A 12,592-nucleotide genomic window follows, 5' to 3' on the forward strand; every position below is an offset into this window, starting at 1 on the left:
TTATCTAGATAACAATGCAAAATCTGTAACAATTGTAGGTGGCCCTTCAACTATAAATGAAGAAATGGAAAACAAATCTAAGGAATACAATTATAATAACCAGTCTGATGATATAAAAGAAAAAAATATCGAAGATGACAAATCAGAAAGCAAAGTTAGAACATATATTGATAAAGAATATAGTGATAAAAAGGAATTTGAAAATAACAGCAGAATATATGAAGACGATAGAAGTGAAGTCGAAACTCAAGTTAGAGCATTTGCTTTAGAAGAAAAAGAAGAAACTGCTGCAAGGAGTTTAAGATTTTACATAGATGAAAATGAGGAAAAAAACCTTACAGAATCTGAAAAACAAAAAAAGATAGAAGAAGTAAAAAAAGAATATCACAAAATGTTAAATGAATATAGAGTCAGTAAGGGGAGAAATCCTTTAAAATGGTGTAAAGAAGGAGAGGCAGGTTCAAACATAAGATCAGAGGAAATAAGCAGAATATTCAGTCATACAAGACCGAATGGAGAAATTTGTTTTACAGCTTTTGACTATATGAGACAGCCGCTATATACAGGAGAAAATTTAGCTTACAATTCAAAGGATATGAATAGATACACACCAAAAGAAGCAGCAGAAAAAGTATTATCACAATGGAAAAATAGTCCAGAACATAATAAAAATATGTTAAGACCGGAGTATAACTATCATAGTTTAGGAGTAACAGAAAAATCTGGATTAATGTTTTTTTCAAACAATCTATTTAAAATAAGATAGATTTAGCAAATATATAATTAAATAAAAAACAAACTATTATAAAAAGTGGTTCGTTTTTTTATGAAAAATATAAAAAGAAAATTTTATTGAAAAAGTAGAAATATCCAATATAATCAAAAAATTATGTGTTTAGAATATATAAATTAAAATAGAGATTCTTAATGAAATATAAGTAATTATAAAGTGGATTGACATAAAAGAAAGAGTGGTTTAATATTAATATGTATATAGATTTTATATAAAAATAATTTAAATAGTGGATTTTAAAAATATATTAAGCAATATTTAACTTATAATTAATTTTGTTTAAGATATTGATGTAAGTAAAAATAATAGAAACATTAAAAATAAGGTTTTAATATAAAAGATATTGTTTAGGAGGAAAAAATGTCAATTTCTAAGATGCAGGGAACACCATGTCATATTACAAGTTTAAAGATGGATGAGAATGATTCTAAGAGATCTAGGCAGAATTGTAGGTACTATAATTGTAGAAAAAAATGTTGTAAAAATAAAAAATCTAGGTATTTTAATATTGAATGTGGATATGTTTCGAGATGTCCTATATATGAGGAGAAGAAGCATAAGGAAAAAGTAGTTTATAAATCATGTAACAAAAAAATCGATACTTTGTCATATTCTGGGAAATCCAGTCAATTTCAGATTATAGATTCTATAAAATCAAAACGAAAAATTTTGAAGACAGGTAGTTTAATAGTTAAAGATGATGTTGTTAAAATAGAATGTTTAAATTCTGGAGAAATTAAAAACTTTAAAATTATATCAAATGAAAAATCTTCTAAAAATCCGCCAATTTCAAATATATGTTTTAATAAAAAAATAGGTGATAAATTTTCATATAATAAAAAGAAATATAAAATTTTAAGTGGACAAAGACAAATTATATTTTGAAATAAGACAACATTTTTATTTTCAAAAAACGTTTTTTACGGTATAATATATTTATAAAAATAATTTTGTAACTGCTTTCATATTAACTAATTTCATTTATTTAAAGTTTTAGTTAATATAAAAAGGTTGTCCCAAAGGGAGGATTTAGAAATGGAAAAAATAAATGTAATATTAGACTGTGACACGGGAATTGATGATGCTTTAGCAATTTTACTTGCTCTAAGATCAGAAAAAATAAATTTAGTAGGTATATGTGCTTGTGCTGGTAATACAGTATTAAAAAATGCTTATATCAATTCAAAGAGAATGGTAAAGCTTCTTGATAGAGAAGATATACCAGTTATATGTGGCTCAAGAGGACCTCTTGTAAGAAGTTTAGAATTGGCAGATGAAGTTCATGGATCTGATGGCTTTGGTGGAATAGGAGAAAGCTTCGATCAGAAATATGGATTTGATTTGGCAAAGGCTGAGGCAGAGTATGAAAAAGCTTTGATAGAAGATGATGTAGTTGAATTTGTTAAAGATACTGTTGAAAAGTATGAAGATGTAGTTTTAGTGACTATAGGTCCTATGACGAACCTTGCTAAGACTTTGAAAAAGTACCCTGAATCGTTTGCAAAGCTAAATAGGATAGTTTCTATGGGAGGTTCTTATAAACGTGGAGGAAACGTTACAGAGCATGCTGAATTTAATTACTGGGTAGATCCAGATGCTGCAGATTATGTTTATAAAAATTCTCCTGTTAAGGTTGAAATGGTAGGTCTTGATGTTACTCATCAGATACTTTTGACAAGAGAGAGATTAGAAACATTAAAGCAATTAAACCCACATTTAGGTGGATTTATTGAAGAAATTACTGATTTTTATTTTGGATTCTATATGGAAAAAAATGGTATTGCAGGTTGTGTAATGCACGATCCTCTAACATTTGCGCATATTATAGATGACGATATTCTTAGCGGTGAAGCTATTTGTATAGGAATAGATACAAGTGATGAAAAAAGAGGTAATAGTTTTAAGGAAGACGGAAAAGAAAATTCTTTAGTATTTATAGATGCTGATGAAGACAGATTCTTTGAAGTTTTAAATGAGGCAATTAGAAAATAATATAGATATTAAGATTTTAAAATCCTGACATTTGGAGTTGATATAAATGTCAGGATTTTTTAATAAAAAGAAACATATCGATTTTTTAAAGTATATTTATTGAATATTTATTGATAAGATTTATTAGTTTTTTTGATATTTTATATTGACAGTGACAAGGTGTAACTATATAATATAGTTGTTGAGTAACAGGGTGTTACTAAGTTATTTTTATAGCTTGTATTAGTAATTATTAAAAATATAAGGAATTATGAAAGGATGTGTTTTTATGGCTGAAAAGATGAAGAGTAAGTGGTTTGCATTAACGTTTCTTGCTTTAAGTGTTTCTCTTATAGTAATAGATGGAACAATTGTAAATGTTGCAATACCAGTTATTATGAAGGATTTAAAGCTTAATTTTACTCAGGTTGAGTGGGTTACTACTATTTATTCTCTTGTATTTTCTGCACTTCTTATTACAACAGGAAGAATTGCAGACCATATAGGGAGAAAAAAGACTTTGCTTATAGGTCTAGTTACTTTTGTAGCAGGTTCAATAGTTGCAAGTTTTTCAAAGGATATACAGTTTATGCTGTTTGCTAGATTTATACAAGGTGTAGGTGGAGCGATTGTTTTACCGACTACTTTATCTACAGTTAACTCTACATTCTTTGGAAGAGATAGAGTAATTGCATTTGCTGTATGGGGTTCAGTAATATCTGGAATGGCAGCTTTAGGACCACTTCTAGGTGGATTTTTGACTACATATGCTACATGGCAGTGGATATTCTTGATTAATGTTCCAATTGGTCTTGTAATAATATTTGGTGCGATCAAGTTTATCCCAGAAACATATGGTGAGACTATGGATGGTGTTTTTGACTTTTTAGGATTTATATTATCTTCTGCAGGTTTAGCAGCAGTAGTGTATGGTTTAATAGAGGGTAGAAATTTTGGTTGGTGGGCAGCTAAGAACTCTACCGATGCTATTTTTGGAATTTCTAGAATACCAATTATTTTAGCTTTTGGTGCTATTTCTCTTATTTTATTTATATTGTGGGAAATAAGACAGGTTAAAAAGGAAAAATCTCATCTTTTAGATGTTACTTTATTTGGATTTAAGAGTTTCTCTTTAGGTAATACAATAGCTTGTTTAGTAGCTATAGGTGAGTTTGGTCTATTATTTGTTTTACCGATATTTATGCAAAATATACTAGGATATACTTCTATGAAGGCAGGTTTTGTACTTGCTGCTATGGGTGTAGGTGCATTTTTATCTGGTGGATTTGCAAGCCATTTAGGAAAGAAAATATCTGCAGCAAGAGTTTCTGGTATTGGACTTTTCCTTGAATCAGTAGGTTTGTTTGCATTTTTCTTGACAGTTAAGCCAGACACTTCTGTTTGGACTATTGTTTTGTGGTTATTGGTATACGGCATAGGACTTGGACTTGCTTCAGCACAACTTACATCTACAGTTTTGATAGATGTTCCACCTGTGAAATCTGGTCAGGGTTCAGCTACACAATCTACAGTTAGACAGCTAGGTTCAGCTTTAGGAGTTGCCATTATGGGAACTATACTTGTTGGATTTTTAAATACAAATGTAAGTGGTTCTTTAGATGGATTAGGTCTTCCAAAACAGATGACAAGTGGAATGGAAACATCTATAATAGATACTGCGGGGGCTTCTATTGGAGGGCTAAAGCATAGTGAAGGTCTTTCAAAAATGCCTGAGCAAATGAAAAATGAAATGTTCAACAGAATAGATGCAGGATTCACAAAGAGTTCTGTAGATACTATAGGTATCGCATCTGGAGTTCTTTTCACTGGTTTTTTACTTACTTTTGGTCTACCAAAGAAAAAGTCCTCAGATAAATAGTTAGGAGTGAGCATTTATGCCAAAACAGACATATTATAATCTGGATAGTGAGAGGAGAGCAGAGATAGATAAAGCTTGTATGAAAGAGTTTGAGTCCAAATCGTTGGCTGATATAAGTGTTGGAAGGATCTGTAAGTCTCTTGATCTTTCTAGGGCAGCTTTTTATAAATATTTTAAGAGTGTCGAGGAGTGCTATTATTACTTTTTAGAGGGTGCGAACTTTGATTCTCATAAGTTTATTTTTCAATCTTTGAAAGAAGGAGAAAATCTTCTTAGTGCTTTGGATAAAATACCAGAAACAGTTTCAAAGGCTTTATTTGAAAGTAATTCAATTGGTATTTTAAAGAGTTTCTTTAAACACAGGAATACAGTACTTGAAGAGGGATGGGAAAAATATAAAATGGAAAACTCTCCTCAAGATTGTATAAAGATTATTCCAAAGATAAATTTAGATGGAACTTCTATAGAAGATAAGGAAACTTTTAAATCTCTTATAAAAACTATATCGGCTGTCTCTCATGAAATAATAAAAGAGTGCCTTGAAGATGATTGGACAAGAGAAGAATTTGAAAGAGAGTATTCTATAAGATTGAAATTTATTATAAATGGAATAAAAAAGATATAGCTTTTATACTCTATAAGAGAAGTTAAGAATTTTTTGAAGTTTAAAATTAATAAAAATAGGTCCAAATAAGGTTTAGATCTAATACTTGGGTTTTGGATTCCATATTAGTCAGCCGAGTTTGGACCTTTTTATTGATTAAAATACAATAGCAAAGTAAATATTTATAGTTTTAGTTATTGTGCTTTATTAGTATTATTTAAGTTGCTATTTATAAAATTTGTTATTAGATTTATATATTCATCTCTATTGCTTTCTAAAGACTTACAATGTCCCTTGTTTTCAAAGAGTTTAAGCTGAATCATTTTTTTATTATTTTCAGCAATTTTTATACTTTCTGTATAAGGGATTTTTTCATCACCCTTTCCATGTATTATAAGCATAGGAACTTTTAGTTTTTTTACTGAATTTTGCGGGGCTACCTTGTCTAGTTTTACTCCGGCAATTTTTTCTTCCATATTTAGTATAATCGGCTGGAATGGATACTTAGGAAGTCCGCTCCAGACCTCTAAATTGCTTTCAAGATAGCTTCTAAGGTTGGAAAAAGGACTATCGCAAATGGCTCCAGCGATATTATTAGAGTTTCCCGCAACAATAGAAGTAGTGGCAGCTCCCATAGAAAGTCCATATAAGAAAACAGGAGATTTGGATTTTTTATGTGCTTCTTTTATTGCATTTTTTAAATCTTCTTGCTCTCTATATCCTACTGTTACTGTTTTTCCTTCAGATTTACCTTCTCCAGAAAAGTCATATGAAAGGAAATTTCCACCCATTTTATGTATAATTGGAGCAAGATTATATGTAGAAACAGAGGATTTTTCTCTATTTGAACTATAACCATGTGAATATACTAAAGTAAATCTATTTTCTTTTGCTGGTATGTACCAAGCTTTAATTTTATTTCCTTCTGACATAAAGCTAATATCTTCATAATCTAAGCCAATTTCTTTCTTTGGATTTGAAGTGATTTTTTCTCTTTCTGGGCTTATTAGTTTCCAACTTACAAAGTAAGAAATAGCAAAGACAGCAGTAATCAACAAAGCAATAAGTGCAATTACTGATCTTTTAATAATCTTATTTTTTTTCATAATAAATCCTTTCTTTTATGAGTATAGATTATTAGTTAGCAAAAATATAAACTTATAAACTTATAAACTTATAAACTTAACTTATAAGTTTATAAGTTTATATTTCTAAAAAGTCTAACTAGACTAACCTTAAACTTAATTTGATTTGCTTAATTAAGTATTTTATCATAAATTATAGAGTTTAACAATAAAAAACATCTATAAATTGGTGAAATACAAGCTTTAACTTTCGGAGATATTAGAAAAAAGCTTTTCTTTATAAGAATAAATATTTTGAATATCTAAATTTAATAGTGTGGATGAAAAAATTAGGACTAAAATTTATCTTAGTAATAAGAGTAATAAGAAATTTATTAAATCTCTATAGAATTTTGATTGTGGATATATAGTATGTGGATATGTAGATAGTGGGGATAAGATTTTACTTTTTATAGAGCCTTACCTATATTTTTGTAAAATTATCAACATATTTTTTTGAAACAAGAATATAAAACAAAAAATTACAGCTTCTAAAAATATAATTTAGTTTAAATCCATTAAAAAAATTTAAGAAGTAGAAAGAAATGCTACTAAAATATATTGAGAAAATATGATATAATAATATGTTGTAGTGCGTCTAAATTTGGATACTGTTTTATATTTATTAACAGCTAATTATTTGGATATTAATAAATATAAAAAATAAGATTTTAGATAGTTATCTAAAAGATGTATTTAAGAAAATATAAAAATAGGAGGTGAAAAGTTTGGCAGATATTAATAGGATTCCACCCAATAGCATAGAGTCTGAGCAGTGTATTATTGGTTCGATTCTTCTTGAGGGAGATTCTTTTATAACAGTAAATGATATTCTTACGAGTGAAGATTTTTATAGTAGTTCGCACAGAGTGATTTTTGATTGTATGAAAGAACTTTATTCCGAGAAAACGCCTATAGACATTATTACGGTAACGGGTAGACTAAAGGATAAAGGATATCTTGAAGATGTAGGTGGTGTAAATTACCTTACAAGCACGACTACTATTGTACCGACAACTTCTAATATAAAGACCTATGCAGAGACTGTAAAACAAAAGTCTACTCTTAGAAACTTAATAAAAGCATCAAATGATATTATTAGTATGGGTTATAGTGAAGATGAAAATATCAATGATGTTTTAAATCAAGCAGAGAAAAAGATTTTTGAGATATCTCAAGACAGAGTAACTTCTGATTTTAACGATATAAACGCTGTTTTGACTAGTGTTTATTCTCAGATAGAAGAGGTTTATAGTAAGGGATCAGAGCTTACAGGGCTTGATACTGGTTTTATAGACATAAATAAAAAGCTTGGTGGTTTCCATAAAAGTGACCTTATACTTATAGCGGCGAGACCGGGTATGGGAAAGACTGCATTTGCTCTTAATCTTGTTGCCAATGCTGCTATTAAATCCAAGGCGAGTGTTGCTGTTTTTAGTTTGGAAATGTCTAAGGAACAGCTAGTTCAGAGATTAATATCTTCACAGTCAAATGTTCCTCTTAGTCATATAGCGAAAGGTAAGATAGCGGATAATGAATGGAGTAAAATTCTAGATGGAATGAAGGTTTTAGGAGAGTCCAAAATATTTATAGATGATACTCCAGGAATTAAGATTTCTGAAATAAGATCAAAATGCAGAAAACTAAAGATTGAAGAGGGTCTTGATATGGTAATGATAGATTATCTTCAGTTGATGGAAGCCGATGGTAGAAATGAAAGTAGACAGCAGGAAGTTTCTAAGATTTCTAGATCGTTGAAGATTTTAGCTAAAGAAATGAATTGCCCTGTAATTGCTTTATCTCAGCTTTCAAGAAACACTGAAAGTGGTAAGGACCATATGCCTAAACTTTCAGATCTAAGAGATTCTGGTGCAATAGAGCAGGATGCTGATATAGTAATGTTTATTTATAGAGATGAATATTATAATGAGATAGAAACGACAAAAAAGAATATAGCTGATATAAAAATTGCCAAAAATAGACATGGTGAGACCTGTGATATTGAACTTGTGTGGATAGGAGAAATACAAAAATTCAAGGACAGAATGAAGGAAATATAATAAAAATAATATAGAAACCTCAGAAAGATAAATTTTACTGTAAGTATAAATTATTCTTTACTGAGGTTTTTTTATTAAGAATTTTATTTAATGATATATTATATATTACTTTTAATTAATAAGAATAAGGCGCTTATTAGATATAAAATAAAAACATATAGATTTTTTCTTTTAAAATGTATTACATTATTGTAGAAATAAATTCTGATAAAAAATTAATTTAAATTTGGGAAAAATCAGAAAAATCAAGCTCTTATTCAAAAACACGAACAATAGAATAAAAGTTCTAATTTTCAGCCAAAATAAGAGTTATCCACCGAAAATACGTTCTTTTCCCCAGAAATCTGTGGATAACTCTGTAGTTTATTCTTTATATGTTGAGATATTGGGATTCTTTTTTACACAGAATCCACAAACTTATTAACATTTTCTGTGGATAAGATGTATATACTTTTGGGGAAAGCTGTGTATAATCTCTAATAAAATGTTTTTAGCTGTTATTAAAACCTCAAATCCTCACCATAAAATTCATATAACTTGAAGTTACCGACTATTCTTGAAAGTATTCTTGCTGTATATATTTCATTAATTTGTGATAAATTAAGGTTAGTAGAAATTATTATCTTCTTGCCCGAGTTCAATCTAGAATTAATTATATTAAATAATTCTGAGGTAGTGAAGGTGTTGGGCATTTCTGTTCCTAGGTCATCAATTATTAAAAGGTCGCAAGTAAATAGGTTATTATAATTTTCCTCATCAACTGATGAAAAGCTACTAGTTTTAAATTTATATCTCTCTATAACCTCCATAAGGTTAAAAGATGTTTGATAAATTACTGTATAACCCCTATTTAAAACTTCTTTAGCTATGCAACTACACATAAAGGTTTTACCTAGACCTGGTTTCCCGATGAAAATTAGATTATTTTTTTCTTCATCATTTTCACATCCAAAATTAGAAGCATAAAAATACATATCTTGAAGTATACATTTCATATTTTCTCTGGGTGATAAATCTCTATTTTCTACAGGTCTGTCTGAAAAAATATCAATGTCAAAAGTATTGAAGTTGTCTTTTTCTAAGATTTCTTTTAAATTAGACATGGCATAACTATCCTCAAGCATCCTTTGTTTTAAGCAGTTACATCTTCTTCCGTTTTCTAAAAAACCTGTATCTTTACAACTATTACAATCATATTTTAGTTCTAGGTAGTCCTGTGGGATCTTGTGTTTATCAAAGAGTTCTTCCTTTTTTTTAATTAATTCATTTTGTCTATTTTCCATTGCTATAAGATCTTCTTTAGGAATATTGTCCAGTACAGATTTAGTCATTTTTAAACCATTTTTCTTTATTTCATCACTAATATATTTAATATCAGGGAAATTATCATATACTTCTTTTGTTCTCGAATCAAGAAGATCCTGGTTTCGATCTCTTTTATATTGGTATTCTAACATAATTTTTCTCATATTTTCTTTACTCAAAAATAAACCTCCTATCTTTTAGTAAATATACACTTTTAGTAAATATATACTTTTAATAAATATATACCATCATATGGTTCTGTAGACTAAGTATACACTTTGTATATTTAATGTTCGAAATTTATAAATATCTAATTTCATTTTTATAATTTTCTCTTTGTAAAAAGTAAAACTATCGAGTTTATATATTTCTACAATTAAGGGAATTTGCAAACTAACAAATTCCCTTTATCATATATATTATACTATATTTTTCTTTATACTTATCTTCTTTTATTTGCATTTTTAAGAAGTTGGTCAAGAGCTTCTGGAGAGTATTTTTCAGAGTTACTCTCTTCAAAATTGTGAAATTTCGTTTTGAAGTTCTTTGTATTATTATTAGCCTTAGAATAGCTCTTTTTGTTATTTGCTTTATTTTTGGCAAATTTCAAATCTTCTTTTTCAACTTCTTCTACTGTTGTAATTCCTTTTTCATACCAAGATTTTATAATAGCATCGAAGTATCTAATATTGGGGTTACTTGTATTTACTGACTTTTCACATGCTTTGAGAATTACATCCATAGTCATATTATAATCGTACACCCATCTATCTATAGCGTCTTTTTCATAAGATGTGGCAGTTCTATTAAAGCCTAAAGCTTTAAAAACAGTTTTGTAGTTTTCATTTTTATCAGATCTTTGATCGTCAACCTTGTCTATATCATCAAGAGTTTTGACTGCATTATCAAACCACGATTTCATAATTCCAAGTACATATTTTACAGACTTTATTCGACCGTTATCTTCAATGGCTCTTTCAAATGCTTTTATAGCTACTTCAGGATCCATTTCATAAAGTTTTACTGCATCTAGAATATCTATTTTTTCAGAAGGTGTTAATACACGTCCTGCTATTTTTTCTATTCTGTTATACATGTTTATATATTCAAATGAAGAGGCATCATCTACTGTATCATCTATATTTTCTGAAGAAGTTCCATATTTGGATTTTGAATTTTTATTAAGATATTCTGTTTTAATATCAAAAAATTCTATTGCAAATCTATCCTCCATTGGATGAAGTTTTACAATACCCATTTTTTCCCAATATTTCCATGCTTCAATTACTTCTTCTTCACTGATTCCAATAATATTTGCGAGAGCTTTGTTGTCAAGGCCATCGCTTTGAAAACCTCTGTACAGGAATGCACTCTTATATCCAAGTAGATAGACCTTTATTTGATTTCCGTTGGCTATAGGTATGTATAAGTCGAAAAAAAGACTCGGTATTACAACATCACTATAGTTTTCTTCACCAACCGATTTAAAAAACATTAAAACCTCTCCTTTCATATAAATATTATTCTATTTGTGGTAGGGCTCGTGATTGTTGATTCTAAAGCATCTGTATATTTGTTCTAGAAGTATAAGTCTCATCATCTGGTGTGGAAAAGTCATATCTGAGAATGACATTTTCATATCTGCTCTTGAAAGAACTTCATCAGATAGACCTAAAGAACCACCAATTACAAAGCATATATGGCTATTACCCTCTAAACTTAGTTTGTCTAGTTTTTTTGCAAATTTTTCTGAAGAAAGTTTGTCTCCATCTATTGCAAGAGCTACTACATATTGAGTTTGCTTTATTTTTGAAAGTATTGATTTACCTTCTTTATCTTTAACTATATTCATTTCTTTAGAGCTAAGATTTTCAGGTGCTTTTTCATCGTTTACTTCTATAATATCAAGTTTACAATATTTAGAGAGCCTTTTTGAGAACTCTTCTATACCAAGTTTAAGGTATTTTTCCTTTATTTTTCCTACTGAAATTATACTTATTTTAATCATATTTTCTATCTTTCTATTATTTAATTTTTATTTATTTTGACTTACAAGTGAGACTTTATAAATTATATAATTTAGATCTATCATCTCTCATAAGAATTTCTAAGTTTGCATCTTTTCCGATTTTCATTCCATTTTCTGTAAGAATATGGTTTGATGTTTCAAATGCAAGGGCAGGGAAGTTATTTTCTCTGCTTAAATGTGCTAAAAGAAGATTTTCAGCGCCATTTTTTATAAGTTCTACTGCAAATTTTGCAGCAGCTTCATTTGATAAATGCCCTATGTCAGACATAACTCTTTTTTTAAGGGCATATGTATAAGAACCCATTAAAAGCATTTCTTTATCATAATTTGATTCAAGAACTATTAGTTTTGAACCAAGAAGATTTTCTTTTATATTATCAGATACATGTCCTATATCTGTAGCTACAGATATGGCTTTTTTTCCATCAGTCATTTTGAAGCCTACAGGATCAACTGCATCATGAGTGATAGAGAAGGGTTTTATTTCCATATCACCGATTGCATATTCTTTATCATTTTCGAAAATCTTGATATTTTCTTCTTTTACCTTGCCTATTTTTTCTTTGATGGCATTCCATGTTTTGTAGTTTACAAATATTGGTAGGTCATACTTTCTTGATAGAACACCGATACCTTTTATATGATCTGAGTGTTCATGTGTTACAAAGATACCATTTAGTTTGTTGGCATCAATATCTATTTCATCTAGTCCCTTTGTAATTCTTTTACCACTAAGACCAGCATCAATTAATATATTTGTATCTTTATATCCTATATAGTGGCAATTACCACTGCTGCCACTAGCTATTGAACAATATTTCATGTCT

11 protein-coding genes are annotated in these 12,592 nt (G+C 28.9%); 6 read left to right on the forward strand and 5 right to left on the reverse strand.

Features of this window, described 5'->3' with window-relative positions:
- The 5 genes from BMY82_RS07030 to BMY82_RS07050 form a co-directional block, all read left to right on the forward strand.
- Positions 1-766 (forward strand): CAP domain-containing protein (locus BMY82_RS07030; RefSeq protein WP_207645486.1); only part of this gene is annotated, 766 nt, incomplete at its 5' end.
- Positions 767-1,153: 387 nt separating this feature from the next.
- Complete coding sequence (locus BMY82_RS07035) at positions 1,154-1,678, forward strand: hypothetical protein (RefSeq protein WP_091975855.1); 525 nt, start codon at positions 1,154-1,156, stop codon at positions 1,676-1,678.
- Between the two features lie 150 nt (positions 1,679-1,828).
- Positions 1,829-2,785, forward strand: coding sequence for a nucleoside hydrolase (locus tag BMY82_RS07040; RefSeq protein WP_091975856.1), 957 nt, complete (start codon positions 1,829-1,831; stop codon positions 2,783-2,785).
- A 268-nt stretch (positions 2,786-3,053) separates the two neighbouring features.
- Positions 3,054-4,643 (forward strand): DHA2 family efflux MFS transporter permease subunit, encoded by a 1,590-nt coding sequence (locus BMY82_RS07045; RefSeq protein WP_091975857.1) that lies wholly within the window; start codon positions 3,054-3,056, stop codon positions 4,641-4,643.
- A gap of 16 nt (positions 4,644-4,659) precedes the next feature.
- The gene (locus tag BMY82_RS07050; RefSeq protein ID WP_091975858.1) at positions 4,660-5,268 is read left to right on the forward strand and encodes a TetR/AcrR family transcriptional regulator; all 609 of its coding nucleotides are present in this window, start codon (positions 4,660-4,662) and stop codon (positions 5,266-5,268) included.
- Between the two features lie 173 nt (positions 5,269-5,441).
- On the opposite strand, the gene BMY82_RS07055 is transcribed toward BMY82_RS07050, so the two are convergent.
- Positions 5,442-6,353: an alpha/beta hydrolase gene (locus BMY82_RS07055; protein ID WP_091975859.1), complete on the reverse strand. Its 912-nt coding sequence runs from the start codon at positions 6,351-6,353 to the stop codon at positions 5,442-5,444.
- Between the two features lie 746 nt (positions 6,354-7,099).
- Between BMY82_RS07055 and dnaB the strand changes: the two genes are divergently transcribed.
- Positions 7,100-8,431 carry a replicative DNA helicase gene (dnaB, locus tag BMY82_RS07060; protein ID WP_091975860.1) on the forward strand — a complete coding sequence of 444 codons (1,332 nt, stop codon included), beginning with the start codon at positions 7,100-7,102 and terminating at the stop codon, positions 8,429-8,431.
- 500 nt (positions 8,432-8,931) lie between these two features.
- Here the strand turns inward: dnaB and BMY82_RS07065 are convergent, their stop codons facing one another.
- The 4 genes from BMY82_RS07065 to BMY82_RS07080 form a co-directional block, all read right to left on the reverse strand.
- The gene (locus tag BMY82_RS07065; RefSeq protein ID WP_091975861.1) at positions 8,932-9,915 is read right to left on the reverse strand and encodes an ATP-binding protein; all 984 of its coding nucleotides are present in this window, start codon (positions 9,913-9,915) and stop codon (positions 8,932-8,934) included.
- A gap of 263 nt (positions 9,916-10,178) precedes the next feature.
- The gene (locus BMY82_RS07070; RefSeq protein ID WP_091975862.1) at positions 10,179-11,231 is read right to left on the reverse strand and encodes a DnaD domain-containing protein; all 1,053 of its coding nucleotides are present in this window, start codon (positions 11,229-11,231) and stop codon (positions 10,179-10,181) included.
- Positions 11,232-11,261: 30 nt separating this feature from the next.
- Positions 11,262-11,741: a 23S rRNA (pseudouridine(1915)-N(3))-methyltransferase RlmH gene (rlmH, locus tag BMY82_RS07075; RefSeq protein WP_091975878.1), complete on the reverse strand. Its 480-nt coding sequence runs from the start codon at positions 11,739-11,741 to the stop codon at positions 11,262-11,264.
- A 58-nt stretch (positions 11,742-11,799) separates the two neighbouring features.
- The gene (locus BMY82_RS07080) at positions 11,800-12,588 is read right to left on the reverse strand and encodes an MBL fold metallo-hydrolase (RefSeq protein ID WP_091975863.1); all 789 of its coding nucleotides are present in this window, start codon (positions 12,586-12,588) and stop codon (positions 11,800-11,802) included.
- Positions 12,589-12,592: the final 4 nt, after the last annotated feature.

This window comes from Peptostreptococcus russellii (assembly GCF_900110295.1).
GTDB classification, from domain to species: Bacteria; Bacillota; Clostridia; order Peptostreptococcales; family Peptostreptococcaceae; genus Peptostreptococcus; species Peptostreptococcus russellii_A.

Excerpts from the sequence above, each read along its gene's own strand:
- BMY82_RS07035 (WP_091975855.1), top strand. The coding sequence starts at position 1,154 with ATGTCAATTTCTAAGATGCAGGGAACACCATGTCATATTACAAGTTTA.
- BMY82_RS07040 (WP_091975856.1), top strand. The coding sequence starts at position 1,829 with ATGGAAAAAATAAATGTAATATTAGACTGTGACACGGGAATTGATGAT.
- BMY82_RS07045 (WP_091975857.1), top strand. The coding sequence starts at position 3,054 with ATGGCTGAAAAGATGAAGAGTAAGTGGTTTGCATTAACGTTTCTTGCT.
- BMY82_RS07050 (WP_091975858.1), top strand. The coding sequence starts at position 4,660 with ATGCCAAAACAGACATATTATAATCTGGATAGTGAGAGGAGAGCAGAG.
- BMY82_RS07055 (WP_091975859.1), bottom strand. The coding sequence starts at position 6,353 with ATGAAAAAAAATAAGATTATTAAAAGATCAGTAATTGCACTTATTGCT.
- BMY82_RS07070 (WP_091975862.1), bottom strand. The coding sequence starts at position 11,231 with ATGTTTTTTAAATCGGTTGGTGAAGAAAACTATAGTGATGTTGTAATA.
- BMY82_RS07080 (WP_091975863.1), bottom strand. The coding sequence starts at position 12,588 with ATGAAATATTGTTCAATAGCTAGTGGCAGCAGTGGTAATTGCCACTAT.